At 71.9% G+C, this 26,943-nt stretch carries 24 protein-coding genes; 13 read left to right on the top strand and 11 right to left on the bottom strand.

Going from position 1 to position 26,943, the window contains the following annotated elements; all coding sequences use genetic code 11:
- Nucleotides 1–389 precede the first annotated feature (389 nt).
- Both ACFZDE_RS22385 and ACFZDE_RS22380 read left to right on the top strand, forming a co-directional pair.
- On the top strand, nt 390–2,084 hold the full coding sequence (locus ACFZDE_RS22385; RefSeq protein WP_391202594.1) for an MFS transporter: 1,695 nt from the start codon (nt 390–392) through the stop codon (nt 2,082–2,084).
- A 92-nt stretch (nt 2,085–2,176) separates the two neighbouring features.
- A complete protein-coding gene (locus ACFZDE_RS22380) occupies nt 2,177–3,292 on the top strand; it encodes an ADP-ribosylglycohydrolase family protein (RefSeq protein ID WP_391202095.1) in 1,116 nt (371 codons plus the stop codon).
- Between the two features lie 61 nt (nt 3,293–3,353).
- Here the strand turns inward: ACFZDE_RS22380 and ACFZDE_RS22375 are convergent, their stop codons facing one another.
- Entirely contained in the window at nt 3,354–4,922 is a 1,569-nt protein-coding gene (locus ACFZDE_RS22375) for a sodium:solute symporter family protein (protein WP_391202092.1), read from the bottom strand.
- 126 nt (nt 4,923–5,048) lie between these two features.
- Nucleotides 5,049–5,834 carry an SDR family oxidoreductase gene (locus ACFZDE_RS22370; protein WP_391202090.1) on the bottom strand — a complete coding sequence of 262 codons (786 nt, stop codon included), beginning with the start codon at nt 5,832–5,834 and terminating at the stop codon, nt 5,049–5,051.
- Between the two features lie 84 nt (nt 5,835–5,918).
- On the opposite strand from ACFZDE_RS22370, the gene ACFZDE_RS22365 reads away from it, so the two are divergent.
- Both ACFZDE_RS22365 and ACFZDE_RS22360 read left to right on the top strand, forming a co-directional pair.
- Nucleotides 5,919–6,758: a hypothetical protein gene (locus tag ACFZDE_RS22365; RefSeq protein ID WP_391202087.1), complete on the top strand. Its 840-nt coding sequence runs from the start codon at nt 5,919–5,921 to the stop codon at nt 6,756–6,758.
- Nucleotides 6,759–6,795: 37 nt separating this feature from the next.
- Nucleotides 6,796–7,218 carry a glutaredoxin domain-containing protein gene (locus tag ACFZDE_RS22360; protein ID WP_391202084.1) on the top strand — a complete coding sequence of 141 codons (423 nt, stop codon included), beginning with the start codon at nt 6,796–6,798 and terminating at the stop codon, nt 7,216–7,218.
- Here the strand turns inward: ACFZDE_RS22360 and ACFZDE_RS22355 are convergent.
- Nucleotides 7,208–8,104: an amidohydrolase family protein gene (locus ACFZDE_RS22355; RefSeq protein ID WP_391202082.1), complete on the bottom strand. Its 897-nt coding sequence runs from the start codon at nt 8,102–8,104 to the stop codon at nt 7,208–7,210. The genes ACFZDE_RS22360 and ACFZDE_RS22355 overlap by 11 nt on opposite strands.
- Before the next feature lie 4 nt (nt 8,105–8,108).
- Complete coding sequence (locus tag ACFZDE_RS22350; RefSeq protein WP_391202079.1) at nt 8,109–8,564, bottom strand: ATP-binding protein; 456 nt, start codon at nt 8,562–8,564, stop codon at nt 8,109–8,111.
- 113 nt (nt 8,565–8,677) lie between these two features.
- Between ACFZDE_RS22350 and ACFZDE_RS22345 the strand changes: the two genes are divergently transcribed.
- The 3 genes from ACFZDE_RS22345 to ACFZDE_RS22335 are packed head-to-tail and all read left to right on the top strand — an operon-like array spanning nt 8,678 to nt 10,227.
- A complete protein-coding gene (locus tag ACFZDE_RS22345) occupies nt 8,678–9,490 on the top strand; it encodes a Scr1 family TA system antitoxin-like transcriptional regulator (RefSeq protein ID WP_391001090.1) in 813 nt (270 codons plus the stop codon).
- A complete protein-coding gene (locus tag ACFZDE_RS22340; RefSeq protein WP_391001087.1) occupies nt 9,487–9,669 on the top strand; it encodes a DUF397 domain-containing protein in 183 nt (60 codons plus the stop codon). The genes ACFZDE_RS22345 and ACFZDE_RS22340 overlap by 4 nt, the downstream gene beginning before the upstream one ends.
- A 45-nt stretch (nt 9,670–9,714) precedes the next feature.
- Nucleotides 9,715–10,227 (top strand): DUF2165 family protein, encoded by a 513-nt coding sequence (locus ACFZDE_RS22335; protein WP_391202076.1) that lies wholly within the window; start codon nt 9,715–9,717, stop codon nt 10,225–10,227.
- On the opposite strand, the gene ACFZDE_RS22330 is transcribed toward ACFZDE_RS22335, so the two are convergent.
- Both ACFZDE_RS22330 and ACFZDE_RS22325 read right to left on the bottom strand, forming a co-directional pair.
- A complete protein-coding gene (locus ACFZDE_RS22330; RefSeq protein WP_391202074.1) occupies nt 10,220–10,774 on the bottom strand; it encodes a hypothetical protein in 555 nt (184 codons plus the stop codon). The two genes, ACFZDE_RS22335 and ACFZDE_RS22330, sit on opposite strands and share 8 nt — an antisense overlap.
- 84 nt (nt 10,775–10,858) lie before the next feature.
- On the bottom strand, nt 10,859–11,857 hold the full coding sequence (locus tag ACFZDE_RS22325) for a glycosyltransferase (RefSeq protein WP_391001079.1): 999 nt from the start codon (nt 11,855–11,857) through the stop codon (nt 10,859–10,861).
- A 133-nt stretch (nt 11,858–11,990) separates the two neighbouring features.
- Between ACFZDE_RS22325 and ACFZDE_RS22320 the strand changes: the two genes are divergently transcribed.
- Complete coding sequence (locus ACFZDE_RS22320; RefSeq protein ID WP_391001076.1) at nt 11,991–12,461, top strand: GtrA family protein; 471 nt, start codon at nt 11,991–11,993, stop codon at nt 12,459–12,461.
- A gap of 18 nt (nt 12,462–12,479) precedes the next feature.
- Nucleotides 12,480–13,889 (top strand): hypothetical protein, encoded by a 1,410-nt coding sequence (locus tag ACFZDE_RS22315; RefSeq protein WP_391202071.1) that lies wholly within the window; start codon nt 12,480–12,482, stop codon nt 13,887–13,889.
- Between the two features lie 4 nt (nt 13,890–13,893).
- Here the strand turns inward: ACFZDE_RS22315 and ACFZDE_RS22310 are convergent, their stop codons facing one another.
- Together ACFZDE_RS22310 and ACFZDE_RS22305 are read right to left on the bottom strand one after the other, a co-directional pair.
- On the bottom strand, nt 13,894–16,479 hold the full coding sequence (locus tag ACFZDE_RS22310) for a bifunctional FO biosynthesis protein CofGH (RefSeq protein ID WP_391202068.1): 2,586 nt from the start codon (nt 16,477–16,479) through the stop codon (nt 13,894–13,896).
- A gap of 202 nt (nt 16,480–16,681) precedes the next feature.
- Entirely contained in the window at nt 16,682–17,530 is an 849-nt protein-coding gene (locus tag ACFZDE_RS22305; RefSeq protein ID WP_391202065.1) for a TIGR03619 family F420-dependent LLM class oxidoreductase, read from the bottom strand.
- A gap of 197 nt (nt 17,531–17,727) precedes the next feature.
- Between ACFZDE_RS22305 and ACFZDE_RS22300 the strand changes: the two genes are divergently transcribed.
- From ACFZDE_RS22300 to ACFZDE_RS22285, 4 genes are all read left to right on the top strand, one after another.
- Nucleotides 17,728–19,242 (top strand): CehA/McbA family metallohydrolase, encoded by a 1,515-nt coding sequence (locus tag ACFZDE_RS22300; protein ID WP_391202062.1) that lies wholly within the window; start codon nt 17,728–17,730, stop codon nt 19,240–19,242.
- Nucleotides 19,243–19,284: 42 nt separating this feature from the next.
- A complete protein-coding gene (locus tag ACFZDE_RS22295; protein WP_391202059.1) occupies nt 19,285–19,689 on the top strand; it encodes a nitroreductase/quinone reductase family protein in 405 nt (134 codons plus the stop codon).
- A gap of 87 nt (nt 19,690–19,776) precedes the next feature.
- Nucleotides 19,777–20,160: a hypothetical protein gene (locus ACFZDE_RS22290; RefSeq protein ID WP_391001038.1), complete on the top strand. Its 384-nt coding sequence runs from the start codon at nt 19,777–19,779 to the stop codon at nt 20,158–20,160.
- Complete coding sequence (locus tag ACFZDE_RS22285; protein ID WP_391202056.1) at nt 20,144–22,462, top strand: caspase family protein; 2,319 nt, start codon at nt 20,144–20,146, stop codon at nt 22,460–22,462. Before ACFZDE_RS22290 ends, ACFZDE_RS22285 begins: the two co-directional genes overlap by 17 nt.
- 16 nt (nt 22,463–22,478) lie before the next feature.
- Here ACFZDE_RS22285 and ACFZDE_RS22280 read toward each other — a convergent pair whose 3' ends face one another.
- From ACFZDE_RS22280 to ACFZDE_RS22270, 3 genes are all read right to left on the bottom strand, one after another.
- A complete protein-coding gene (locus tag ACFZDE_RS22280) occupies nt 22,479–23,891 on the bottom strand; it encodes an aldehyde dehydrogenase family protein (protein ID WP_391202591.1) in 1,413 nt (470 codons plus the stop codon).
- A 35-nt stretch (nt 23,892–23,926) separates the two neighbouring features.
- On the bottom strand, nt 23,927–25,657 hold the full coding sequence (locus ACFZDE_RS22275; protein ID WP_391202053.1) for an amidohydrolase family protein: 1,731 nt from the start codon (nt 25,655–25,657) through the stop codon (nt 23,927–23,929).
- Between the two features lie 114 nt (nt 25,658–25,771).
- On the bottom strand, nt 25,772–26,890 hold the full coding sequence (locus ACFZDE_RS22270) for an LLM class flavin-dependent oxidoreductase (protein ID WP_391202050.1): 1,119 nt from the start codon (nt 26,888–26,890) through the stop codon (nt 25,772–25,774).
- Nucleotides 26,891–26,943: the final 53 nt, after the last annotated feature.

The raw sequence follows: 26,943 nt of genomic DNA, 5'->3' as shown, positions 1-26,943 counted from the left end.
ACCGCACTCCGCCGGCGACGGGCCCGTCCGGGCGCTGCCCGGCGGGGTGCGTGCTAGCGTCCCGAACCGGGACAGGTCGCCGCTCGCGGCGGCGCGGCAGCGGAAGCCGAGAACAGAAGACGGGACACGGGGAGTGCCTTCGAGTGGCCACTGCGGAGCCGACACGCGCAGACGACACCGGACCGGGCTCGGTATCCAGCCCGCGAATAGGCCTGCCCGAAACACCGGAAGACGGCACGGACAACCCGCCTGAGACCGGCACACCCGAGACCGGCGCACCTGAGACCGGCGCACCCGAGACCGGCACACCTGAGGACAGCACCGGCAAGCCCGAGGACCGCGGCTCCGGGTTCGAGTGGCCCGCCCCCGTGCTCGCACTGCGCGAACGCATGCTGCGCCACCCGGTCCTGTCCATCACGGGCCTGGCCGCGGCACTGCACATCCTCTGGTTCTTCACGTTCGCGAACAGCGGCGGCGATCTGGCCGCTCAGGACGCGTGGGCCGAGTTCGTCGGCCGGCACCCGGACTCGGCGTACAACCTCGCCTGGTACGGCGGGATGCACCCGGTGTCGTACAGCGTGGTGTCGCCGTATCTGATGTCGGTGCTCGGCGTGCGGACCACGATGATGATCGCCGGGACGGTCTCCGCCGGGCTGCTCACCCTGCTCCTGCTGCGCAGCCGCTCCGTGCTGAACCCCCTGTGGGCGTCACTGGCGGGCGTGTTCGGACTGTTCTGCAACGCGGTGTCCGGGCGGGTGACCTTCGGTCTCGGCATGATGTTCGCGCTCGGCGCGGTCGCCGTCGTGTTCTGCTGGCCCTACCGGTGGCGGTACAAGCGCTGGGCGAAGGCCCTGAGCGCGGCGCCGCTGGCCGCGCTGGCCACCATGGCGTCGCCGGTCGCGGGCCTGTTCGTGGGCCTGGTGGCGGTGGCGCTGTTCCTGCAGAAGCGACGGCCGGGCGCGTGGGCGCTGGGTCTGGCGCCGAGCGCGGTGGTGGCGTTGTCGGCGTGGCTGTTCCCGTTCTCGGGCACGCAGCCGATGATCATCGGCTCGGTCCTGCTGCCGCTGGCGTTCTCCGTGCTGGCCTATGTGCTGGTGCCGCGGGAGTGGAAGACGGTCCGGCTCACGGCCGCGGTGTACGGGCTGGGGGTCGTGCTGGTCTGGCTGATCAGCTCCCAGATCGGCTCGAACATCACGCGGCTGGCGATGCTGTTCGCCGGGGTGACGCTGGTGGCGGCGCTGCCGTTCACGGTGCCGCGCAGCCGCCGCTGGTACACGGCGGTCGTGGCGCTGTGCGGTTTCGGTGTGTGGATCGGCTTCAAGACGGTCGACGACATCGTGCACACGGCACCCGCGGCGTCCTGGTCGCGCGAGCTCGCGCCGCTGGTCAACGAGTTGCAGGAGGTCGGTGCCGAGAAGGGCCGGGTCGAGGTCGTTCCGGCCCGCTCGCACCGCGAGGCCTCCGCGCTCGCGCCGTACGTCAATCTGGCCCGCGGCTGGAACCGCCAGGCCGACATGGAGCGCAACCCCCTCTTCTACGACGACACGCTCAACTCGGCGAACTACCACGAGTGGCTGAAGCGCTGGGCCGTGCACTACGTCGTGCTGCCGAAGGGCGAGCCGGACGGGGACGGGGGTCAGCGGGAGCGGGCGCTGGTGCAGCGCGGGCTGCCGTATCTGACCCAGATCTGGGGCAATGACACCTGGCAGCTGTTCCGGGTGACCGCCCCGACCCCGCTGGCCGAGCCGAACGCGGTGGTGGACCGGGCCGAGCAGGGCGAGATGGTCCTCCAGGTGAAGAAGGCGGGCCGGATCCTGGTCCGCATCCCCTACTCGCCGTGGCTGAGCATCGTCGACGCGGAGGGCAAGAGCCTGAAGCCGCCGCAGGAGACGGACGAGTCCAAGGAGCGTCCCGAGGGCGAGCCGAAGACGTACGTGAACGTCAACGGCTGTCTGTCGGAGACGGAGGAGGACGCGCAGGGCGACAAGTGGACGGAGCTGCTCGCCCCGAAGGCCGGGACGTACCGGCTCGCGGCGCCGTACCAGTTCCCGCGGGGCACGCCGTGCCCGGAGGAGCTGCGCTGAGCCGGTCCTTCGCACCCCTCTGAACCCGTCCTTCCCGTTCGATTACAGTGCTGAGCTGTCGTACGTATGGACGGTGCCCCGGGGAGGTCTAGGTGGGTGCGACTGCCGGCGCCGTCTGGGGCCGTACAGAGCAGCAGGACTTCCGCAGCCGGGTGCGCGGGACGCTGCTCGGCGTGGCCGTGGGGGACGCGCTGGGCACGCCGGTCGACGGGCTGGGCATGGACGCCGTTCGGGAGGCGCACGGGGCGGAGGGCCTGGTGGACCTGGCCCCCGCCTACGGCAGACGCGGCGCGGTCACGCACCTCACGCAGCTCACCCTGTTCTCCGTCGACGGGCTGATCCGGGCCCAGGTCAGACGGGACACCGGCGCCTGGCATCCGCCGACGGATCTGCACCGGGCGTATCTGCGCTGGGCCGCCACGCAGCGCGACTGGGGGCCGGACGAGCGGCGCAAGGAAGACGGGTGGCTGGCGCGGGAGGAGTGGCTGTACGCGCGGCGCCACCCCGCTCGCTGCCTGCTGCTGGGTCTCGGCGACGAGACCATGGGGACCCCGGAGGCGCCCAAGAACCCCGGGGAGGCCGGAGCCGAGGCGGCGGCCCGGTCCGCGCCGTTCGGGCTGCTGGTGGGGTGGGAGCCGCAGCTGGTCGTGCAGCTCGCGGTGGAGTGCGCCGCGCAGACCCACGGCCATCCCACGGCCTCGCTCGCGGCGGGCGCGTACGCCGTGATCGTGCACGCGCTGGCGCTGGGCGAGAGCCTGGACGGCGCCGTGCAGCGTGCCTTCGGGCTGCTGGCCGCCCGGCCGGGCCACCAGCCGGTGTCGGACGCGCTCCAGCATGCGCTGGGTGCCGTGCGGCAGGGCATGCCGGGCCCGGAGCGGGTGGCCGAGCTGAGCGGGGCGGGTACGGCTGAGGGTCTGGTGGCCGCCGCGGTGTACTGCGCGCTGGTCGCGGCGGACGTACGGCACGGGCTGTGTCTGGCGGTGAACCACGACGGCCCCTCAGCCACCGTCGGCGCGCTGACCGGCGGCCTGCTCGGCGCTCTGCACGGCGAGACCGCCCTGCCGCCGGGCTGGCTGGCCGAGCTGGAGGGCCGCCCCACCATCCTGGAACTGGCCGACGACTTCGCCATGGAGATGACCCAGGGCCCAGCCCTGCACGGCCCCGCCGGATCCTCCCCAGCCTGGCTGACCCGCTACCCGAGAGCCTGAACCGGCCCCACGGTGCGGCCGGGTGACCACCCCGGCGAAGGGGGGGTCACCCGGGGCTGAGTCAGTCCTTGGCGGTGCGGACGACCTCGTCCGTCGGGCCCGTCGGGGCCGGGACCGGGGCCGCCGCCGTGCCGTCGTCGTCCGTGTTGATGCGCTCGATGATCGCCAGCCGCTCCGGGGTGTCCTCGGGCCGGATGTAGCCGACGAGGATGTACAGGACCAGTGAGACCGCCAGGGGGATCGACACCTGGTACTGGAGGGGGACGCCGCCCTCGACGTTCCAGTTGACCGGGTAGTTCACCAGCCAGAAGGCGAGCAGGCCCATGGACCAGCTGACCAGGGCCGCCGTGGGGCCGGAGCGGCGGAAGGCGCGGAGCAGGCCCAGCATCATCGGGATCGCCATCGGGCCCATCAGACCGGCCACCCACTTGATGACGACCGTGATGATGTCCTTGAACGCGGGGGAATTGACCTGGGTCGCCGCCGCCATGGACAGACCGAGGAAGACGACCGTGGCGACCCGGGCGACCCGCAGCCCCTGGCTCTGGTTCCAGGTCCGGGCCCGTGCCCAGATCACCGGCGCGCAGTCCCGGGTGAAGACGGCCGCGATGGCGTTGGCGTCGGAGGAGCACATGGCCATGGTGTGGGAGAAGAAGCCGACGATGACCAGGCCCAGCAGGCCGTGCGGCAGGAGCTGTTCGGTCATCAGGGCGTACGAATCGGAGCCGTCCGGCTTCTGCGACTCCACCAGCAGCGGCGACATCCACATGGGGAAGAACAGCACCAGCGGCCAGACCAGCCAGAGGATCGCCGACAGGCGGGCGGAGCGCTCGGCCTCCTTGGCGTTGGGGGTGGCCATGTAGCGCTGGGCCTGGTTGAGCATGCCGCCGTTGTACTCGAAGAGCTTGATGAAGAGGAACGCGAGCAGGAACACCGTGCCGTAGGGGCCGACCAGCGGTTTGCCGTGGCCCTGGAGTTCGGGCGAGTCCCAGACGCCGAAGAAGCCGCCGTGGTCGTCGAGGCGTACGAACACCGCCACGAACATCGCGACGCCGGCCAGCAACTGGATGATGAACTGGCCCAGTTCGGTCAGCGCGTCCGCCCAGAGGCCGCCGATCGTGCAGTAGATCGCCGTGATGCCGCCGGTGATGAGGATGCCCTGGTTGAGGGAGATCCCCGTGAAGACGGACAGCAGGGTGGCGATGGCGGCCCACTTGGCGCCCACGTCCACGATCTTCAGCAGCATCCCGGACCAGGCCAGCGCCTGCTGCGTCTTCAGGTCGTAGCGGTTCTTCAGGTACTCCAGCGGGGAGGCCACGTGGAGCCGGGAGCGCAGCCGGTTGATGCGCGGCGCGAACAGCTTCGACCCGATGGCGATACCGAGGGCGATGGGGAAGGACCAGGTGACGAAGGACGTGACGCCGTAGGTGTAGGCGATGCCCGCGTACCCGGTGAACATCACCGCGCTGTAGCCCGACATGTGGTGCGAGATGCCGGACAGCCACCAGGGCATCTTGCCGCCGGCGGTGAAGAAGTCGCTGACGTTGTCGACGCGTTTGTGGGACCAGACGCCGATCGCGACCATCACGGCGAAGTATCCGATGAGCACGGCCCAGTCGAGACCGTTCATGTGCGCCCTCCCAGGGATCAGCCCGGCGCTCATCGTGGGCGCTGCCGCGTGAACACGACAAGTGAGCGGAGGGTCAAAGGGAGGTAAAAATGTTCGACTTGATGGCCTCGGTTCATCTACATGAACTCACCGCATCAGCTCCCCCGCGTTGACCAGCAACGACTGTCCGGTGATCGACCGCGCCCGGTCCGACGCCAGGAACACCGCCGCGTCGGCCACGTCGCCGTCCGTGGCCAGCTCCGGCAGCGCCATCCGCCCGGTCAGCCGCTTCAGGACGGCCGCCTCCTCGACCCCCTCCGACTGTGCGGCGAACTGCACGTAGGCCTGCACCTGCGGCCCCCACATCCAGCCCGGCAGCACGGTGTTGACGCGGATCCGGTACGGCCCGAGCTCTCGCGCGAGCGAGTACATCGCACTCGTCAGCGCCCCCTTCGACGCCGCGTACGCCGCCTGCCGCACCTGCGAGGGAGCCGCCACCGCCGACTGCGTCCCGATGAACACGACGGACCCGCCGCCCTCCTTGAGCGACGGCAGACAGGCCCGGGTCATCCGCAGCGTGCCCAGCAGGTTCACGTCGAGGACCGACCGCCAGGACTCGAAGTCGGCGTCCTCCAGACCGCCGAAGTAGCCGTCCAGCGCGGCCACCTGGACGACGGCGTCGATCCCGCCGAACCGCTCCCGCGCCACCCCGGCCAGCGCCTCGCACTGCGCCTCGTCGCAGATGTCCGTGGCGCGGTACGCCGTACACGCCCCGCCGGGATCGATCTCGGCGGCCGTCTTCGCCAGGCTCGCCTCCATGCGGGCCCCGAGCACGACCCGCCCGCCGTCCCGTACGACGGCCGCCGCGACCTGCCGTCCGAGCCCGGCCCCCACCCCCGACACCACGACCGTCTTCCCCGCGAGCAGTGACATGGCAGGACCTCCCCGGACCGGACCCTGGCGTTCTATCTGACGGAGCGTCAGAGTATGGGTCAGCCACCGACGAAGGGGAAGGGCATGAGCGAGGACACCCGCAGCGAGCAGTACGCCGAACTGGCCGCCGTCGGCCCCTACGGCACCCACCCCGGCCACGCCCTCATCACCATGGTCGAGCCGCACCCCGGCCACGAGTACGCCTACAACCGCTGGTACGAGGACGACCACTACTACGCCGGAGCGATGGCCATGCCCTGGATGCAGGCCGGCCGCCGCTGGGTGGCGACCCGGGACCTGCAACTCCTGCGCTCCCCCGAGAAGTCGGCGATCGCCCAGCCGGTCACCGCGGGCTGCTACCTCTCCACGTACTGGATCACCGACGGCCGCTACGACGACCACATGCGCTGGACGGTCGCCATCAACAAGCGCCTCAACCGGGACGCCCGCGTCTACCACGACCGCACCCACGTCCTCACGGCGTTCCAGAACCACGAGGCGACGGTGTACCGCGACGGCGCGGCCGGACCCCGGGACGTCCACGCCCTGGACCACCCCTACGCGGGCCTGGTCCTCCAGGTCGTCGAGGCCGACAGCCCCGAACAGCGCGCCCCGCTCCTTCAGTGGCTGCGCACCCGCCACCTGCCCAAACGCCTGGCGGGTTCCCCGGCCGCGCTGGTGACGCTCTTCCGCCCGACGCCCCTGCCCGGCGACCGCATGACCTACGTGAAGCAGGTCGAGGGCGTCGACACCCGGCTGACGCTGCTGTGGTTCCTCCAGACGGACCCGAGGGAGTGCTGGGAGCCCTACTTCACCGGCCTCGACACGGCGGTGACGGAGTCGGGCCTGGGCAGGGTGGAACTGGTGGCCCCGTTCATCCCGACGGTGCCGGGCACGGACACGTACGTGGACCTGCTGCGCTGAAGAGCGCCGCACGGCACGGCGACTATCCTTCGCCTCCATGAAGCGCGCCTGGACCCTGCCGATCCTGCTGGTGTTCAGCGGTGCCGCGGGCCTGGTCCTCACCGGGAGCACCGCCGCGGCCGTCGTCCTGCTCCTGTTCTTCCTGCTCCTCGCGGGCGTGCACTCGCCGCTGGTCTTCCCCCGGTCCGTCGGGGCGCGGGAGGCGGAGCGGCGCAGTGCGGCCGACGGCCAGCCGGTCGTCTACTGGCGGCCGGGCTGCCAGTACTGCCTGCGGCTGCGCCTCCGCCTGGGCCGGGACGCCCGCCGGGTGCACTGGGTCGACATCTGGCGGGACCCGGCCGGGGCCGCGGTGGTGCGGGCGGCCAACCAGGGCGACGAGACCGTGCCGACGGTCGTCGTGGCGGGCCGGGCGCACACCAATCCCGACCCGGCGTGGGTGCGCGAGCAGATCACCGGTTGAAGAGCGCCGCCGCGTTGTCGTGGCAGACGGCCCGGAGCCACTCCTCGCCGAGGCCCAGCCGCTCCAGGGCCTGGAGCTGGTGCAGGTACGGGTAGGGGATGTTGGGGAAGTCGGAGCCGAACAGGATGCGGTCGCCGAGCGCGGCGAACCGGGGCAGGGCCTCGCGCGGGTACGGCATGAAGCCCTCGGTGAAGTCCGTGAACGCCATCGTCGTGTCCAGCCGCACCTCGCCGTACCGCTCGGCGAGGTCGAGGAACTCCCCGTACTCGGGCATGCCCATGTGCGCGACGATCAGCCGCAGCCCCGGGTGCCGCGCCAGGACCCGCGCGACGGGCTCGGGGCCGGTGTGCTTGCCGGGCGCGGGCCCGGAGCCGCAGTGCATCACCACGGGTATCCCGGCCTCGGCCAGCAGCCCCCACGCCGGGTCGAGCCGCTCGTCGGCCGGATCGTACGCACCCACCTGCACATGTGACTTGAACACCCGCGCCCCCGCCTCCACGGCCTCGCGGACGTACTCCTCCACCCCCGGCTCGGGGTACAGGGTGGCGGTGTGCAGGCAGTCGGGCGTGCGACGGGCGAAGTCGGCGGCCCAGCCGTTCAGCCACTCGGCCATGCCGGGCTTGTGCGGGTAGAGCATCGAGGTGAAGGCCCGCACACCGAAGTCCCGCAGCAGCGCCGCCCGCTCCTCCTCGACCCTCCGGTACGTGATCGGCCACTCCAGCCCGCCGACCAGCGGCCCGTTGCTGTCGAAGTACTCCCACACCTTGCGCAGCACGCGCTCCGGCATGAAGTGGGTGTGGACGTCGATCAGCCCGGGAAGCCCGAGCCGCTCCCAGAACCGGCGGACCTCACCGGCCTCCTCGGACACTGTGCGCTGCTCACTCATCGAATCACCGTAGTACGTCGGTCCCGGACGAGTTCCCCTGGCTCGAACCCAGTTCAGCCCACACCGTCTTGCCGTGAGCCGCCGTCTCCACCACCCCCCAGCGGTCCGCGCACGCCGTGACGATGCGCAGCCCCCGCCCACCCTCCGCGTCGTCCGCGACCGGCCCCGGGGCACGCGGGATCCGGTCGCCCCGGGCGTCGGTGACCTCGATACGGAGCGTGCCGCCGGGGTGCAGCCTCAGGGCGAGCCGGAAGTCCCTGCCCGGGACGCGCCCGTGCAGCACCGCGTTGGACGCCAACTCGGCCACGACCTGCGCGGCGGCCTCGTACGCCTCGCCCCATTCGTCGAGTTGACGTTCGGCGAGCAGGCGCGCCAGTCGAGCACCTCTTCGAGTGGCGGACAGCTGGATCGCGAAGTGGCGTACGGGGACGGTGGTTTCGGCGAGGAATTTCTGGCTCATGTCACCCAGCGTGGTCGTCCGTCCCTACTCTGAACAGCGACGACCACGGTACGGAGCGTGACTGTCCGGGCGCGCGGCGGGGTCGTACGGCTCGTACGTCAGGAGGGGAAGGCATGGAGGACGAGGAAGCGGCAGCCGTACTCAGGACGGTCGGGCGGCAGATCCGGCTGTGGCGCGAGGCGGCGGGGCTGAAGCAGGCGGAACTCGGTGCGGCGATCGGGTACGGGGAGGAGATGGTGTCGTCCGTCGAACGGGCGCGGCGCATCCCCAAGCCGGACTTTCTCGACAAGGCGGATGACGTCCTGGGCGCGGGCGGCAAGCTCTCCGCGATGAGGGAGGACGTGGAGAAGGCGCGGTATCCGAAGACGGTGCGGGATCTGACCAAGCTGGAGGACCAGGCCGTCGAACTCGGGGCGTACTCGGCCCTGCACATCCACGGGCTGCTGCAGACGCCCGAGTACGCCCAGGCGCTGTACGCGATGCGACGGCCGTCCTACAGCGAGGACGAGATCGAGCGCCACGTGGCCGCGCGCATGGCACGAAAGGCCGTCTTCGATCGGACTCCCCGCCCCCTGGTCACGTTTGTCCAGGAAGAGATGACTCTGCGGCGGCCTCTCGGGGGCAAAATGGTACTGCGCCGCCAACTCGAACACCTGTTGGAGATCGCGGAGTTGAGGCACGTCGAGATCCAGGTGATGCCCATGGGCAGGGAGGACCACGCGGCCGTGATGGGTTCGTTCCGGCTGCTGAAGCTCCAGGACGGCAAGGCAGTCGGACACACGGAAAGCCAGCTGTACGACCGGGTGATCAGCGATCCGAGGGACGTCCAGGTCCTCGACATGCGCTATGGCATGATCCGGGCACAGGCCCTCTCGCCCCGCGATTCACTGACCTTCATCGAGAAAGTGCTGGGAGAAGAGACATGACGCCCACCTCGCTGACGTGGTTCAAGAGCAGCTACAGCGGCAACGACGGCCCCGACTGCGTGGAGGTCGCCATATCCGCCCCCACCGTTCACATCCGCGACTCCAAGGCCAAGGACGCCCGCCTGGCGTTCCCCGCTGAAGTCTGGGCCGATTTCCTGGAGTTCGCGGCCGGGAGCTGATCGGCGGGGTACACCGGAGGGCCGGGCACGGGGAGAATGATCGCCATGGCCACCTCCTCCACATCACGCGGCACACTGTCACTCGCCGCCACCGTGCTCACCGCGATCATCGCCTTCTACATGGCGCTCGTCGCGTTCGGGAACATCACCGACTTCGGGACCAACCAGCAGTTCGTCCGGCATGTGCTGGCCATGGACACCACGTTCAAGGACGAGGACCTGATGTGGCGGGCCGTCACGAGCCAGGGGCTCCAGGACGCCGCCTACGTCGGGATCATCGTCTGGGAGACCGTCGCCGCGCTGGTCCTCATATACGGGAGCTGGCTGTGGGCCAGACGTGATGACCTGCGCGCCCGGCGGATGTCCACGTACGGGCTGCTGATGGTGATGCTGCTGTTCGGGGCCGGGTTCATCGCGATCGGCGGTGAGTGGTTCTCGATGTGGCAGTCGAAGAGCTGGAACGGACTGGACGCCGCGACCCGGATCTTCCTGTTCAGCGGGGTCGTGCTGATCGTCAACCAGTTGTCGGCCCCGCGTACGGAGACCTCCGCTACTTGACCACGGTCACGGTCGTGCCGACCGTGCCGAACGCCCACAGTGCCGTGCCGTCCGCCTTCCGCATCCTGACGCCGCCCGTCTTGGTGCCGGAGGCGGCGGGCGGCGGGGAGGCGCCGTCGACCGCGTTGGAGAAGGCGACGGAGACCCCGTCCTTTGCGGCGAAGTACACGATGTGCTCGATCTGCATGCCGTCCGAGCCGGTCGTGGCCGCGTTGCGCGACGACACCGTGTAGCTGCCCGGGTCGGGGCTGACCGAGCCCGGCCAGACGGTGAACGTCCGGCGGGTCGCCTCGCTCGCGTCCACCAGCCAGACGCGCTTCTCGCCGAGGGAGTAGACGACGCGTCGCCCGGTGCCGGAGCCGTCGGGCACCCGCGCCGGGGCCGACGGTGTGGGGGTGGGCTGCGCCGAGGCCGTGCTGCTCGGCTTGGCCGAGGTGGCGGTGGGATGCGAGCCCCGGTCCGCCTGCACGCCCAGGACCGTCACCGCGGCTATCGCTCCCACGGTCAGGCCGGTCACCCAGGCCCACGAAGGAAGTCGGGCAGGCACCGGCACGCATCTCCTCAGTCACGGGACCCCACACCGAAGGGGGTTCCGATCATCGTACTGCGCACCCCATGCCCCTCAGTGCCCTCAGGGGCCGTCGGCCGCCTTGCGGACCGGGACCGGGCCCGTGCCGGCGCCGCGGGCGGTGTAGCGCGGGGTGCGCACCGGGGCCGGGTAGGACAGGTGCACCAGCCGGGTCTGCTCCTGGCGCATGTGCGTGAGCGACTCCAGGATGTAGCCCACGAGCAGCACGAGCGCCGCGATGGTCATGATCGCGGCGGCGAGGATCGCGGTGGGGACCCGGGGGACGGTGCCGGTCTCGACGAAGTCGGCGATGACGGGGATGCCGAGGATGACGGATACCAGGGCGAGGACGCCCGCGATCACGGTGTGGACCAGCGAGGGGCGCTCGCGCCGTGCCAGATCGAGGATGACCCGCAGGATGCGCCAGCCGTCCCGGTAGGTGCGCAGCTTGCTCTCGCCGCCCGCGGCCCGGACCCGGTAGTCCGTGAGGATCTCCGCGGTGGGCAGCCGCAGGTGCAGCGCGTGGATCGTCATCTCCGTCTCGGTCTCGAACTCGCGGGCCAGCGCCGGGAAGGACTTCACGAAGCGCCGCGAGAAGACCCGGTAGCCGCTGAGCATGTCGGTCACGTCGTTGCCGAACAGGGCTCTGACGGCCCCGGTGAGCACCTTGTTGCCGACCGCGTGCCCGGCCCGGTAGGCCCCGTCGTCGGTCACCCGGCGGGCGCCGACGACCTGGTCGTACGGTCCTTCGAAGAGCAGGTCGACCAGGTCGCGGGCGCGGGAGGCGTCGTAGGTGTCGTCGCCGTCGATGATGAGCAGCGCGTCGGCGTCGACGTCGGCGAAGGCGCGGCGGATGACGTTGCCCTTGCCCTTGCGGGTCTCCTCGCGGACGAGCGCGCCCGCGGCCCGGGCGACCTCCACGGTCCGGTCGGTGGAGGCGTTGTCGTACACGTAGACGACGGCCTCGGGCAGGGCCGCGCGCAGGTCGCGGACCACCTTGCCGACGGCCGCCTCCTCGTTGTGGCAGGGCACGACACACGCGATCGTCGGTTCCACGCCCACTCCTCGCTCGACTCACCCGGCCGGTCCGTCACCCGGTCGGCACCTCATACAGTCAGCACCTCACACAGTCCGACATAGTGCGATATGAGCGCGCCTGACCGGATGGCGGATGAGCTGTCGTTAGGCTCGCCGTGTGCCGGTCCTCGACTCTGTGACGCTGCGTGCGCGTGACGCCATCAAGGGCATCTGGCGCGAGGCCGCCAAGTTCGGCGTCGTCGGGGCCCTGGCCTTCGTCGTCGACAACGGCGGCTACAACCTGCTGGTCTTCGGGCTGCCCGGCGGTGCGGAGGGCGGGGTGATGGGGACCGCTCCCGTGCAGGCGTCGGTCATCGCGACGACCGCGGCGGCGCTGTTCAGCTGGGTCGGGAACCGCTACTGGACCTACCGCGGGCGGCACCGCGAGAAGGTGACCCGCGAACTGCTGCTGTTCCTCGTCGCGAACGGGGTCGGGCTCGCCATCACCGCGGGCACGGTCTACGCCTCGCGGCATCTGCTCGGCCTTGACTCGCCGCTCAGCGACAACACCGCCCGCGTCTTCGGCTGGGTCCTCGCGACGCTGTTCCGCTTCTACGCCTACCGGCGCTACGTCTTCGTCGCACAGTGAGCCGTTAACATCCGGCATATGGGACAAAAGCCTTCGGTGGCGCGTGCGCAGCGCTGGGTCTGGGTTCTGGCCGCCATCGCGGCGTTGTGCTGCCTGGCCACGGTCCTCGTCTTCGCCCCCGGGTTCCTGAGCCCCGACAGCCTCGACCAGCTCCGGCAGGCTGAGGGCGAGGCCCCCCTGACCGACTGGCATCCACCGGTGCTGAGCCTGGTGTGGCGGGCCCTCATCGCCGTGACCGGGGCGATCACGTCGATGCTCGTCCTCCAGGCCGCCGTCCTGTGGGGCGCGCTGTGGGTGCTGGCCGGGTGCGTGTGGGAGCTGACCCGCAGCCGTGGCGGGTCGCTCGCCGTGCTCGGCGTCGGGCTCGCGCCCTTCGTGCTGAACTTCGCCGGGGTGGTGTGGAAGGACGTGCACGCGGCGTTCGCGCTGCTCGCCGCCTGCGCGGTCGCCTTCACCGGGCTGCGGCTGCGCGACCGGGACCCGCGTCCGGCCGTGCGGTGGGCGCTGCTCGTGCTGGGGGCGCTGTTCCTGGCCTACGCCATGCTGGTGCGCAAGAACGCCTTCGTCGCCGCGATCCCGGTGTTCGTCATGCTCGTCCTCGCCCTGTGGCGCGCTCCGGGCCGCCGTACGTGGGTGACGTGCACGGCCGCGCTCGTCGCGGCCCTGGTGGTGCCCGCCGCCGCGATCTCCCTGTTCGCCCAGCCCCTCCAGACGAAACAGGGCGCGCAGATCATGCTCGACGACCTGGTGCACGTGCTGAGCGTGGACGAGCTCCGGTCGGCGGATGTGTCACCCGCCCTGCGGGACCGCCTCGTGGCCTCCGCGCGGGAGTGCGACCGGGTCGGGGCCCTGTCGGACGCCTACTGGGCCTGCTACCAGCGCCCGGCGGACGGGCTGCGCGGGGACTCCGGCGAGATCACCTCGCTGTGGCTGCGTGAGATGAGCGGGCATGTGCCGGGCTATCTCCAGTACCGGCTGCGGCTCTTCGCGACGCTGCTGTTCGAGACCGACTACGTGTACAAGGCGGGCATCACCCGCAACGACCTCGGCGTCAAGGTGGCGCACCCTCAGCTGGCGGCCACGCTCGGCACGTACGTCGAGGGCATGGCCGCGGATCTGCGGTGGCTGTTCCGCGGCTGGTTCTGGCTCACGGTCGCGCTGGTGCTGGCCGTCCGCCCCGGCCGGGGCCTGTTCGCCATGCCCGTGCGGGCCCTGGGCATCAGCTCGGCCGCCTACATCCTCGGTTATCTGCCGATCATGCCCGCGACGGACTTCCGCTACGTGTACTGGCCCGCGCTCGCCTGCACCCTCGGCCTGCTGCTGCTCCTCCTGGGCCGCCGCCCGCTGCCGCCGCCCCCCGCGGACCCCGGCGCCGCGACCGGCCGCACCCTTACGGTGCACCAGCCGGCGGACGCCGGGGGCCAGTAGCGCGTCAGTCCAGCACCGGCAGCAGCTCGGGCAGATGCCCGTCCGAGGCCGCCGCCGCCCGCTGCCGCTCCTCGGGGACGTCCCCGTACAGGGTGGTGCGGGGCCGGGCGGGACGCCCTGCCGCGTCCGCCACCGCGATGAGGTCCTTCACCGACTTGTACGAGCCGTACGACGAGCCCGCCATACGGGAGATGGTCTCCTCCATGAGCGTCCCGCCCAGGTCGTTCGCGCCGGAGCGGAGCATCTCGGCGGCGCCCTCGGTGCCCAGTTTCACCCAGCTGGTCTGGATGTTGGGGATGTGCGGGTGCAGCAGCAGCCGGGCCATGGCGGTGACCGCGCGGTTGTCCCGCATGGTCGGGCCCGGGCGGGCGATCCCCGCGAGGTAGACCGGCGCGTTGGTGTGCACGAACGGCAGCGTCACGAACTCGGTGAAGCCGCCCGTGCGCTGCTGGATGCCGGCGAGGGTGCGCAGGTGCCCGAGCCAGTGCCGGGGCTGGTCGACATGGCCGTACATCATCGTCGAGGACGAGCGGATGCCCAGCTCGTGGGCGGTGCTGACGACCTCGATCCAGTCGGCGGCGGGCAGCTTGCCCTTGGTGAGGATCCAGCGGACCTCGTCGTCGAGGATCTCGGCGGCCGTGCCCGGGATGGTGTCCAGGCCCGCATCCTTGGCGGCTGTCAGCCACTCGCGGATCGACATGCCGGTGCGGGTCGCGCCGTTGACGACCTCCATCGGGGAGAAGGCGTGCACATGCATGCCCGGGACGCGTTCCTTCACGGCCCGCGCGATGTCGAAGTACGCCGTGCCGGGCAGGTCCGGGTGGATGCCGCCCTGCATGCACACCTCCACCGCGCCCACCTCCCAGGCCTGCTGGGCCCGGTCGGCGACCTGGTCCAGGGAGAGGGTGTAGGCGTCGGCGTCGGTGCGGCGCTGGGCGAAGGCGCAGAAGCGGCAGCCGGTGTAGCAGACGTTGGTGAAGTTGATGTTGCGGGTGACGATGTAGGTGACGTCGTCCCCTACGGCCGACTTGCGTACGTCGTCGGCGACCCGGGCCAGCGCGTCCAGCGCCGGGCCGTCCGCGTGCAGCAGGGCGAGGGCCTCGTCGTCGGTGAGCCGCGTGGGGTCGTCGGCCGCCGTGCGCAGGGCCTCGCGCACGTCGGTGTCGATGCGCTCGGGGGCCATGCCCGGGGCGGCGGCCTCGCGCAGGGCGCCCCAGTCGCCGTACACCTCGTCGAAGTCGTCCCGGCGGTCGGAGGTGCGGCCCTCGGTGTCGATGGAGCTGTGCAGGTCGGTGCGGCCGGACGCCGTGAAGACCTCCTCCGGCTCCTGCCACGGCAGGCCCCGCGGCAGCGCCTCGGAGCGCGCGAGGCCGGTCTCCGGGTCGGCCAGCGCGGCCACGTGCGGACGCAGCCTCGGGTCCAGCCAGGGCTCGCCGCGCCGCACGAACTCCGGGTAGACGCAGAGCCGTTCACGCAGTTCGAACCCCGCCGCCCGGGACTTCTCGGCGAGCTGCTCGATCTGCGGCCAGGGGCGCTCGGGGTTGACGTGGTCGATGGTCAGCGGGGAGACCCCGCCCCAGTCGTCGATCCCGGCGCGGATCAGCCGCTCGTACTCGTCGTCGACGAGGTTGGGCGGGGCCTGGATGTTGCCGCCCGGGCCCATGAGGAGCCGGGCGACGGCCACGGTGGCGACCAGTTCGTCGAGTTCCGCGTCGGGCATGCCGCGCATGGCGGTGTCCGGCTTGGCACGGAAGTTCTGGATGATCAGTTCCTGGACGCCGTGGTAGGCCCGCGACACCTTCCGCAGCGCGAACAGCGACTCGGCGCGCTCCTCGTAGGTCTCGCCGATGCCTATCAGGACGCCCGAGGTGAAGGGCACCGAGGACCGCCCGGCGTCCTCCAGCACCCGCAGCCGCACCGCCGGTTCCTTGTCCGGGGAGCCGTGGTGGGGGCCGCCCGGCTCCGACCAGAGGCGCCTCGCGGTGGTCTCCAGCATCATGCCCATGCTGGGCGCGACGGGCTTGAGGCGCTGGAAGTCCGACCAGCTCATGACGCCGGGGTTCAGGTGCGGCAGCAGCCCGGTCTCCTCCAGGATCCGGATGGAGATCGCCCGCACATAGGCGAGGGTGTCGTCGTAGCCGTGCGCGTCGAGCCACTCGCGCGCCTCCGGCCAGCGGTCCTCGGGCTTGTCGCCGAGGGTGATGAGGGCTTCCTTGCAGCCGAGGGCCGCGCCCTTGCGGGCGATGTCCAGCACCTCGTCCGGCGACATGAACATCCCGTGGCCCTCCCGGCGCAGCTTGCCCGGGACGGTGACGAAGGTGCAGTAGTGGCACTTGTCCCGGCACAGCCGGGTCAGCGGGATGAAGACGGACTTGGAGTACGTGATGACACCGGGCCGCCCGGCCGCCTCCAGCCCGGCGTCCCGCACCCGGGCGGCCGAGCCCGACAGGTCCTCCAGCTGCTCCCCCCGGGCCTGGAGCAGCACCGCCACCTCGGCGACGTCGAGCGAGACACCGTCCCTGGCCCGTTTCAGGGCGCGACGCATGGAGTTCTCGGTGGGTCCGGTTCCGGAGCTCGCGGAGGTCGTCATCCTTCGAGCATACGAGTGCGCTGATCAGGACCGGGGCAGCGGCTGCTGCGTCGGCGGCTGCGGGTGGTACGTGGTTGCGCGCGCAGTTCCCCGCGCCCCTGAAGGAAGGCCTTGCGGCCCTTCAGGGGCGCGGGGAACTGCGCGACCAGCCGCGACGAACCCGCACACGGCCACGCACCCCTCCCGGCAGACGAGAGGCCGGCTACACCACGAACGCCCCGTACTGGTCCAGCACCTTCAGAACTTCCGCCTCCCCCGCCGGAGGCAGCTGCACCACGACCTCCTCGATGCCGAGGTCGGCGTAGTGGGCGAGTTTGCCGGGGGACGGGTGGACGGCGTACGGGACCACCTGGAGGGCCTTCGGGTCACGGCCCGCGTCCGCCCAGGCCGTGCGCAGCAGCGGCAGCGCCTCGCCCAGACCACGCCCGCCGATCGGCAGCCAGCCGTCGGCGTACTCGCTGATGTGCGCGAACAGCTTGGGCCCCGCGGCCCCGCCGACGAGCGTGCGCGGGCCGACGACCGGGCCGCGCGGTGGCTGCACGGGCTTGGGGTGGGCGTGGCTGGCCCGGACGCCGCCGAACTCCCCCTCGTACGCGGTCGGTTCCCGCGACCACAGGGCCCGCATCAGGCCCATCCGGTCCCGGACCAGCTCGCGCCGGGCGCCCCACCGCACGCCGTGGTCGGCGGCCTCCTCGACGTTCCAGCCGAAGCCGAGCCCGAGCGTGAACCGGCCGCCGGAGAGGTGGTCGAGCGTGGCGATCTGCTTGGCCAGGGCGATCGGGTCGTGCTGGGCGACGAGCGTGATGCCCGTGCCGAGCCCGAGCCGCTCGGTGACGGCGGCGGCCTGACCGAGGGCCACGAACGGGTCGAGGGTGCGCCCGTACTCGGGCGGCAGATCGCCCCCGGCCGGGTACGGGGTGGTCCGCTCCACCGGGATGTGCGTGTGCTCGGGCAGATACAGCCCGGCGAATCCGCGGTCCTCCAGCTCCCGGGCGAGCCGGGTCGGGGTGATCGTCTCGTCGGTGAGGAAGATCGTCACGGCGATGCGCATGGCTCCTCTGTACCCGAGAGCGCTCCACGTGTCCATACCGACCGGTCGGACGATCGTCCGTTCGCCGTCCGGTTCCCCTCCCTTGCGCGCGACTTCACCACTCAATACAAGGGTTGCGGGGCACCACCCCCGCACCACCCCGCTCCACCCCCGCACCACCCACGCCACGTCACCGACGACACCCGGGGAGCAGCAGCATGTGCGAGGACAGCCACGGTGGGCTCGGCCGGCGCGCTCTGTTCATGACGGGAGCGGCGGCCGCGCTTACCTTGGGAAGCGTGAGCTTCGCTTCAGCGGCCGACGGGGACCGGGAGAGCAGGACGGTGAGGGGCACCCTGCCGCCGGGCTCCCCCGACTTCGTGTACGTGCCCGTCGAGGTCCCGGCCGGTGTCCGGGAGCTCAAGGTCGCCTACCGCTACGACCGGCCCTCCGTCCCGGCCGGGACGCTGGGCAACGCCCTCGACATCGGCGTCTTCGACGAGCGCGGCACCGAGCTCGGCGGCCGGGGCTTCCGGGGCTGGTCCGGCGGGGCGCGCACCGAGTTCTTCCTGCGCGCGGACGACGCGACGCCCGGCTACCTCCCGGGCCCGGTGCGCGAGGGCACCTGGCACATCACGCTCGGCCCGTACACCGTCGCCCCGCAGGGCCTGTCGTACGAGATCACGATCACGCTGACCTACGGGGCGCCGGGCGAGGCCGCCCGGCCGGTGTATCCGCCGGAGCGTGCGAAGGGGCGGGGCCGGGCCTGGTACCGGGGCGACTGCCACCTGCACTCCTGGCACTCCGACGGCCGCCGCACCCCCGCCGAGATCGGGGAACTCGCCCGGGCCGCGGGGCTGGACTTCATCAACTCCTCCGAGCACAACACGCACTCCGCGCACCCCCACTGGGCCGACGTGGCCGGGGACGACCTGCTCGTCCTGCTCGGTGAGGAGATCACGACCAGGAACGGGCACGTGGTCGCGCTCGGCACCGACCCCGGCACCTTCGTCGACTGGCGCTACCGGGCCCGCGACAACCGCTTCGGCCGGTTCGCCCGGCAGATCCGCCGCGCCGGGGGCCTGGTCGTCCCGGCCCACCCGCACGCCACCTGCATCGGCTGCAACTGGAAGTTCGGCTTCGGCGAGGCGGACGCGGTGGAGGTGTGGAACGGCCCCTACACGCCCGACGACGAGGTCGCGCTGGCCGACTGGGACAGCATGCTGGTGGCGTCCGTGCGGGACGGGCGCGGCTGGCTCCCCGCGATGGGCGGCAGCGACGCCCACCGTTCCCCGGACGCGGTGGGCAGCCCGCAGACGGTCGTCCTCGCCGACGACCTGACCCGGGAGGCGATCCAGGAGGGCATCCGGGCCGGGCGGTCCTACGTCGCCGAGTCCGCGCGGGTCGCGCTGTCCTTCCGGGCGTCCGGCGGGCGCGGTGAGCACGCGGGCATCGGCGAGCGGCTCCCGGTCGGCCGCGACACCCCGGTCACCGTGCGCCTGGAGGTCACCGGCGCCCCGCGCTGCACGGTCCGCCTCGTCACCGACCAGGGCGTCGTCCACACCGGCCCCCCGCTGCCGGTGTCCGGCTCGGGTGCGGTCGAGTGGCGCACGACCCCGTCGTACGCGGCGTACGTACGGGCCGAGTTGCGCCACGAGGCGGCCGCGGGACCGCTGCCCGGCGCACTGGCGGCGTTCACCAACCCGATCTTCCTCGGACGCCCGGCCGTCTGACCCCGACGCGCCCCCGAGAGCCACGAAGGAGCCCAAACCCCCATGCCCCGCCTCACCGACCTGCGGTTCCGCGCCACCACGTCCGTACAGCGCCGCATCAACCCGCTGCTGCGCCGCCTCCCCCTCCAGACGCTCCTGGAGACCACGGGCCGCGTCTCCGGGCTGCCCCGCCGGACGCCGGTGGGCGGGCGCCGGGTCGGCGACGACTTCTGGCTGGTGTCGGAGTTCGGCGAACGGTCGCAGTACGTGCGCAACATCACGGCCGATCCGCGGGTGCGCGTACGGATCCGGGGGCGCTGGCACACGGGGACGGCCCATCTGATGCCCGGCGACGACCCCGTGGCCCGGCTGCGCCGACTGCCCCGGCTCAACAGCCTGGGAGTACGGGCGTTGGGCACGGACCTGCTCACCGTACGGGTGGATCTACGGCCCGGCAGCGGCTCTTGACACTGCGTCACCTGCTTACTGGAATGGTCACCCGTACCTCGGGACGCCCCGTCGCGGCCGAGGCCGGCCGGGCAGGGAGGGGAGCACGTGTCCATACGGATCGACGTAGCGGGAGACGACACCGCGCTACCGGACCTGCGGGAGTGGCTGGGCAACGAGCGTGACCTGCGCGGCCGACTCCAGCTGCGCAGCGCACCGCCCCGGCCCGGCACGATGGGGTCCGGCACGGAACTCGTCATCCAGCTGTCCGACCTCGGTCTCGCCGGTGTGAACACCCTGATCGCAGCGGTCACCGCTTGGCTGACGCTCCGTGAGAGGCGACCCCGCGCGACCCGCCAGGCCGTCACCGTCACCGTCACCGGACCCGACGGCACCCCGTACGCCATCAACGGCTCGGACCCGGCCCAGCTGGCGCAGACGGCCATGGCCATCGCCGAAGGGCTCCGGGGGGACGATGACCCGGCTGCCTGATCCGGAACGCTCCCGTGCGTTCCTGTTCGGCGCCGCGACCTACCGGTACGACTACTTCCCCGACCTCCCGGCCGTCGCCAACAACCTCAGGGACCTGCGGACCGCGCTGACTCCCCCGCTGGGCGGGTTCGCCGCCCGGCACAGCACGGTGCTCCTCGATCCGCAGGCGCCGCTGAAGGTGTACGAGAGCCTCGCCCACCACGCGGGCCAGGCCACGGACACCCTGCTGGTCTACTTCGCGGGCCACGGCTTCCGGAAGGTGAACGGCGACCTCCAACTCGCCGTGACGGACACCCAGTACGACAGTTCACGGTTCAGCGCCTTCGACTACGAAACCCTGCGCGAGATCGTCGACGAGTCCGGCGCGGCCAACAAGATCGTCATCCTGGACTGCTGCTTCAGCGGCCGGGCGATCCGCGGGATGAGCGCGACGGCCACCGCGCTGGAGCAGCGAACCGAGATCGACGGCGCCTGTGTCCTGGTGTCCACCACCGACAACGCCGAGGCACTGGCACCGCCCGGAGCGACGCACACGCTCTACACGCGCGAACTGCTGCACCTGCTGCGCGACGGCGTGCCGCAGGCCGGCGACCTGCTGTCGCTGGGCACCCTCGCCGAGCACCTGCGCCGCAGCCCCCGGCTGCGCGGGCTCCAGACACCGGGGCACCGGTTCGACAACAGCACCCGCGACCTGGCACTCGCCCGCAACGCCGCCGCGCCCGGCGCCACGGCGGCCCGGCGGGCGAAACCGGCACCGCCCCCGCCCCGGATCACCGCCGAAGAGGCCTACGTGGCCCGCCCGCTCGTCTTCGCGGGTGCCCGGCACGCGACGAAGAAGGAACTCGCGGCCACGATCCGCACCCACTGGAGGACGGCCGCCGACCGGTTCTTCCGGAACATGGGACCCGAGGCGCACCCCTCCGAGGGGTGGAGTGAACTGCGTTCCTGGTTAAGGCAGTTCGACAACACTCGCTGCGACGACGTCGAGGGCCGGATCGTCCTCGTCGACCGCCACCTGACCCAGCGGAACCTCCCCGCTGACCACAAGCTCCTGCACCTGCTGCGCTGGCTGGATCCCGACGGCCCGGTGGTGTACCGGGGCAGCCCGGTCACCTACGAGTCCCTCGTCCACATCTGCTTGGACCAGTGCCTCGGCAGCGGCGGCGACAAGCGCTTCTTCGAGGAGCTGTACGAGGGGCCGCTGCTGGACATCCTGGCCCGGTTCGGCGCGCTCCGCGGGCTGCGCGGGGTGCGGAAGAAGTGGATCGCGGCCGTCAAGGAGTGGAAGGGGCAGGCCGGGGCGGCACACGTGCCCACCGAGGTGTACGTCTGGGCGGTCAGCGCCGGCCCGGGGGCGCTGCTGGTCGCCCTGCTCCCGCCGAAGCACCTGGCCAGGGTCCGGCACCGGCTCCCGGCCGCGGCCCGGCCACCGGATCCGGCGGCCAACTGGTACACCCGTCTGCTCCCGGCCACCGGCGGCGGACAGACCCCGCTCGGCCGGCTCTTCGAGGCCCAGTGGTCCGAACGGGCCCAGCGCGACGGGGAGATGGAGGCCCGGGAACGTGAGGCCAGGCGGCGGGTGGCGGACGCGACCGCGGAACAACGCCGCGTGGCCGCACGCGAGCGCGAGGAGCAACGGCAGCGGGCCGCGCGGGAGCAACGCGATCGTCAGCTCACGGAGCGGCAGGAGGCGGAGCGGCAGCGGCTTCGGGAGAGAGAACGGCGGACCGTACGGGAGGCCCGGGGCCCCGGCGCGGTCGCGCTCGGCGTGTTCCGCGCGTGCTTGCTCACCGGGGTCTGGTTCCTCGTCCCGGCCCTCGCCGTCTGGCTCACCTGGTGGTACGGGAGCTACGAGTTCGACGGCGCCCGCGTCCTGACCCTGATGGCGGCCGTGGTGAGCTGCTCGGCCCTGTTCCGGCTGGCCCCGTGCGCCTACCGGCTCGGCGGCGCCTTCCGGCCGAGGCTGCGCGAGCCCTGGTCCTGGCTGCCGCCCGGCCGGGCCTCGTTCACCACCGGCGCGCTGCTGCTCGGCTACGGCCTGATCGGCGGCGACACGTCCCTGCGGTCGGGCGACATCGCGGCCGACTCCGACCTCCTGCGCACCGTCGGCCTGGGTCGCTTCCTGGACCACGTGGGCCGCAACGGCTACGCGACCTCCGGCTGGGCCACCCTGCTCTCCCTGCTCCTGCTGCCGCTCTGCGCGGGCTGCGTCCTCGCCGGGCTGCACGCGGGCCGCGCCATGGCCCGGCGCTGGGAGGAACACCCGGGCCGGGCGCCGGGCGGACGGGCGCGCCTCCGCTGAGGGCCGCCGCTCGCTTTCAGCCCGGCCAGACGATCGCCTGCACCTCGCTGTAGGCGTGCAGCGCGTAGCTGCCGACGTCCCGGCCGACGCCGCTCTTCTTGAAGCCGCCGAAAGGGGCCTCCATGTTGCGGCCGACGGTGTTGATCCCGACGCCCCCGGCCCGCAGCCGCCGTGCCACCCGGAAGGCCCGGGCGACGTCGGCCGACCAGACGTAGTCGATGAGGCCGTAGTCGGTGTCGTCGGCGAGGGCGATGCCCTCCTCCTCGTCGTCGAAGGGGATGACGGCCACCACCGGCCCGAAGATCTCCTCGCGGGCCACGCGCATGTCGTTCGTGCAGTCGGCGAGGAGCGTCGGGGCGACGTAGAAGCCGCTTGGCAGGTCCGGGCGTTCGCCGCCGGTCACCACCACCGCGCCCTCCTTGCGGCCCAGTTCGACGTACGACTCCACCCGGTCCCGGTGCGCCGACGAGATCACCGGCCCGACCACGGTGTCCCGCTCGGCCGGGTCCCCGACTTTCAAACGGCGTGCGTAGGCCGCCAGTTGCTCCACCAGCCGGTCGTAGATCCCGCGCTGGGCGAGCACCCTCGTCGGGGCCGTGCAGATCTGGCCGCTGTAGAAGGAGAAGGTCGTGCCGATCCCGGCGACGGCCGAGTCCAGGTCGGCGTCGTCGAGGACGACCGCCGCGCCCTTCCCGCCCAGCTCCATCAACTGCCGTTTCATGTCCCGCCCGCACACCTCACCGATGCGCCGCCCGACCGCCGTGGAGCCGGTGAAGCTCACCATGTCGACGTCCGGCGACGCCACGGCCGCCTCGCCGACCTCCGTACGGGAGCCGCTGACCACGTTCACGACACCCGGCGGCACGCCCGCCTCCTCCAGGGCCTCCGCCATCCGGTACACCGACAGCGGGTCCTGCGGGGCGGGCTTCACCACCACGGTGTTGCCCATCGCCAGGGCGGGCGCGATCTTTCCGGCGGGGTTGGCCCAGGGGTTGTTGTACGAGGTGACGCAGGTGACGACCCCGACGGGCTGGCGGACGGCCAGGGCGCCCATCACAGCGGCCTTCCCCATCGGCCCGGCCTCGTTGATCTGCGGCGGGATCGCCCACTCGGCGGGCTCCACGCGCGCGTAGCGCCGGAAGCGGGCGGCGGCGACACCGACCTGCATGCCGCGTGCGATGGCGGTGGTCGCGCCGGTCTCGGCCCGGGCCAGTTCCGCGTACTCCGCCAGCCGGCCGGCGATGACGCCCGCCGCCCGGCCGAGGACCGCCGCCCGCTCCTCCGGCGCCGTACGCGACCACGGCCCGAAGGCCTCGCGGGCCGCGGCACAGGCCGCGAGCACCTGATCCCGCGAGGCCTCCGGCGCCCACCCGACGGCCCTTTCGGTCGCCGGGTCGATCACCTCGTAGTGCCCGCCGTCCGGCTCCATCCAGGAGCCACCGACGAACAGTTGCTGCCGTGCCGTCACCGTGTGCTCACCGTCTCCGTGTCCCGCCCGGAGCGCAGCACCCGGCCCGGTACGGCCCCGGTCACCACGTCGTCCCGGATCGCCTCGACCCCGTTGACCCACACCGCCCGGACGCCCAGCGCCCGGGAGTCCAGCCGGGGGCTGTCGCCCGGCAGGTCGTGCACCAGGGTGGCCGGGCCCGCGTCGATTTGCTCCGGGTCGAGCAGGACCAGGTCGGCGTGCCAGCCCTCCCGGATCCGCCCCCGCTCGCGCAGCCCGAAGAGCCGGGCCGGGGCGTCGGTCAGCATCCGCACGGCCTGCTCCAGACCGACCAGCTTGCGCCCCCGCAGACAGTCCCCGAGGAACCGGGTGGTGTACGGCGCCCCGCACATCCGGTCCAGATGGGCGCCCGCGTCGGACCCGCCCAGCAGCACGTCCTCGTGGCTCCAGGTCCGGGCCCGCAGCGCCCAGGACGCCGGGTCGTTGTCGGTCGGCATCGGCCACAGCACCGTACGCAGCTCGTCGTTGGCGCAGATCTCCACCAGGCACGCGAAGGGTTCCTGGCCGCGTTCGGCGGCGATGTCGTTCACCACGCGCCCGGTGAGCCCGGCGTTCGCCTCGCTGTAGGTGTCGCCGATGACGTACCGCCCGAAGTTCGACAGCCGCCGGAAGACGCCCGCCTCCTTGGACCGGGCCCGCCGCAGCAGCTCGGCCCGCACGTCCGGGTCGCGCAGTCTCTCGATGCGCTCGGGCACGGGCAGCCCGAGCACCGGCCCCCACCCGGGGATGAGGTTCAGCGCGCAGAACGTCCCCAGCGACATGTTCATGGGCGTGAGGATCGGCATGGTCAGCGCCACGACCCTGCCGCCCGCCTTCCGCGCCTGCTCGCTCGCGAGCAACTGCCGGGGCACGCGCTCGGGAACGGCCGCGTCGATCGTCAGCACGTTCCAGTTGAGCGGCCGCCCCGCCGCCGCGCTCATCTCCACGAAGAGATCGATCTCCGCGTCGCTGAACTGGTCCAGACAGCCCGCGACGATCGCCTCGATCTGCGTGCCCTCGCACTCCCCCACCGCGCGCGACAGCGCCAGCAGCTCGGCCGGCCGGGCGTGCCGTGAGGCGACGGGCTGTCCGTCGCCGTCGGAGTGGCTGCTCGACTGGGTCGTGGACAGGCCCCACGCCCCGGCGTCCATGGCCTCCCGCAGCAGCCCCACCATCGCGTCGAGCTGCTCCGGGCTCGGCTGCCCGCCCACCGCCTGCGGCCCCATCACATACCGCCGCAGCGCACAGTGCCCCACCATGAAACCGGCGTTGACCGCGATCCGCCCCTCCAGGGCGTCCAGGTACTCCCCGAAGGAATGCCAGTTCCACGGCGCCCCCTCCTCCAGCGCCACCAGCGCCATCCCCTCGACCCGGGACATCATGCGCCGCGTGTAGTCGGCGTCCTCGGGACGGGCGGGGTTCAGCGGCGCGAGCGTGAATCCGCAGTTCCCGCCCGCGACGGTGGTGACCCCGTGGTTGAGCGAGGGCGTGGCGTACGGGTCCCAGAAGAGCTGGGCGTCGTAGTGGGTGTGGGGATCGACGAAGCCGGGGGTGAGGACGAGACCGGTGGCGTCCTCGACCGACCGTGCCTCCTCGGTGACCGTCCCCACGACGGCGATACGGCCGTCTCGGATGCCGACGTCGGCGGTGAAGCCGGGCGTCCCGGACCCGTCGACGACGGTCGCCCCTTTGATGACGTGATCGAGCATGACCACTCAACTCCTTGAGCTGCGTGTCCCTTCAGGGGCGCGGGGCTGTGTCGATGTGCGGCTCCGCCGCGTGGGCGCGACCAGCCACAGCGCACCCGCACCCGCCAACGGCGATCAAGCGGCACTCCGGAACCGCGAAGTCCGATGCACCGGATCCGTATCGATCTTGGGAATCACATGCTCCCCGACCAGCCGGATCGTCTGGAGTGTCTCCTCCTTCGGCACCCCCACCGGCAACCCGAAGCTCAACTGATCCGCCCCGGCCCGCTCCCACCGCTCGCACTGCCGCAGCACGTCGTCCGGATCCCCGCAGATCAGCAGCTCCTCCTCGATGAGTACCTCCACGAACTCCTCGGTGTACTCCGGCAAGGTCTCCGGCCACACCGGGAACCCCTCGGGCCGAGGGAACGTGTCGTGGTACCGGAACACCAGCGAGGGCAGATAGTGCAGCCCCCCGCTCGCCGCGATCCGCACGGCCTCCGCACGGGTCGGCGCGCAGATCGCCGTCGTCGTCACCATCACGTTGTCGTTGACGAACGCCCCGACCGGCTCGGCGTCCACGATCGCCGTCTTGTACTGCTCCAGCACCCACTCCATGTCGGAGACCTTCTGCACGCTGAAGCCGAGCACGCCGAGCCCCTTCTTCGCGGCCATGGCGTACGACGGCGGCGACCCGGCCGCGTACCACATGGCCGGGTGTGCCGGACCGTACGGCTTGGGCAGGACCTTGCGCGGCGGCAGCGACCAGTGCTTGCCCTGGAAGCCCTGGTACTCGTCCTGGAGCCACATCCTGGGGAACTCGGCGATGGTCTCCTCCCAGAGTTCCTTGGTGTGGTTCATATCGGTCACCCCCGGCATGAACCCGAGGATCTCGTGCGATCCGGCGCCCCGGCCGCTGCCGAACTCGAAGCGGCCCTCGCTGAGGTGGTCGAGCATGGCGACCTTCTCGGCGACCTTCACCGGGTGGTTGACCGGGGCCAGCGGGTTGAAGATGCCGGAGCCGAGGTGGATCCGGTCGGTCGCGTGGGCCAGGTAGCCGAGGAAGACGTCGTTGGCGGACAGGTGCGAGTACTCGTCCAGGAAGTGGTGCTCGGAGGCCCAGGCGTACTTGAACCCGGACCTGTCGGCCTGGATGACGTACTCGGTCTCCTCCATCAGCGCCTTGTGCTCGGCGAGCGGGTCGGTCTCGCCCCGTTTGCCGACGTATCCCTGAACGAAGATGCCGAACTCCAAGGAGGTTCACCGCCCCACGATCGGTTCACTGTTTCTGACTGACCGTCAGATTT

Source organism: Streptomyces sp. NPDC007929, assembly GCF_042959065.1.
GTDB lineage: Bacteria > Actinomycetota > Actinomycetes > Streptomycetales > Streptomycetaceae > Streptomyces.
Note: the sequence above shows the minus strand (reverse complement) of the source record. Positions and strands in the feature narration are given on the sequence as shown.

Coding starts and splice junctions, on each gene's coding strand:
- ACFZDE_RS22375 (WP_391202092.1), bottom strand. CDS start 4,922: ATGAACGGTCTCGACTGGGCCGTGCTCATCGGATACTTCGCCGTGATG.
- ACFZDE_RS22385 (WP_391202594.1), top strand. CDS start 390: ATGCTGCGCCACCCGGTCCTGTCCATCACGGGCCTGGCCGCGGCACTG.
- ACFZDE_RS22295 (WP_391202059.1), top strand. CDS start 19,285: ATGCCCCGCCTCACCGACCTGCGGTTCCGCGCCACCACGTCCGTACAG.
- ACFZDE_RS22370 (WP_391202090.1), bottom strand. CDS start 5,834: ATGTCACTGCTCGCGGGGAAGACGGTCGTGGTGTCGGGGGTGGGGGCC.
- ACFZDE_RS22360 (WP_391202084.1), top strand. CDS start 6,796: ATGAAGCGCGCCTGGACCCTGCCGATCCTGCTGGTGTTCAGCGGTGCC.
- ACFZDE_RS22275 (WP_391202053.1), bottom strand. CDS start 25,657: ATGCTCGATCACGTCATCAAAGGGGCGACCGTCGTCGACGGGTCCGGG.
- ACFZDE_RS22300 (WP_391202062.1), top strand. CDS start 17,728: ATGTGCGAGGACAGCCACGGTGGGCTCGGCCGGCGCGCTCTGTTCATG.
- ACFZDE_RS22350 (WP_391202079.1), bottom strand. CDS start 8,564: ATGAGCCAGAAATTCCTCGCCGAAACCACCGTCCCCGTACGCCACTTC.
- ACFZDE_RS22345 (WP_391001090.1), top strand. CDS start 8,678: ATGGAGGACGAGGAAGCGGCAGCCGTACTCAGGACGGTCGGGCGGCAG.
- ACFZDE_RS22355 (WP_391202082.1), bottom strand. CDS start 8,104: ATGAGTGAGCAGCGCACAGTGTCCGAGGAGGCCGGTGAGGTCCGCCGG.
- ACFZDE_RS22340 (WP_391001087.1), top strand. CDS start 9,487: ATGACGCCCACCTCGCTGACGTGGTTCAAGAGCAGCTACAGCGGCAAC.
- ACFZDE_RS22335 (WP_391202076.1), top strand. CDS start 9,715: ATGGCCACCTCCTCCACATCACGCGGCACACTGTCACTCGCCGCCACC.
- ACFZDE_RS22285 (WP_391202056.1), top strand. CDS start 20,144: ATGACCCGGCTGCCTGATCCGGAACGCTCCCGTGCGTTCCTGTTCGGC.
- ACFZDE_RS22365 (WP_391202087.1), top strand. CDS start 5,919: ATGAGCGAGGACACCCGCAGCGAGCAGTACGCCGAACTGGCCGCCGTC.
- ACFZDE_RS22310 (WP_391202068.1), bottom strand. CDS start 16,479: ATGACGACCTCCGCGAGCTCCGGAACCGGACCCACCGAGAACTCCATG.
- ACFZDE_RS22305 (WP_391202065.1), bottom strand. CDS start 17,530: ATGCGCATCGCCGTGACGATCTTCCTCACCGACGAGACGATCACCCCG.
- ACFZDE_RS22280 (WP_391202591.1), bottom strand. CDS start 23,891: ATGGAGCCGGACGGCGGGCACTACGAGGTGATCGACCCGGCGACCGAA.
- ACFZDE_RS22315 (WP_391202071.1), top strand. CDS start 12,480: ATGGGACAAAAGCCTTCGGTGGCGCGTGCGCAGCGCTGGGTCTGGGTT.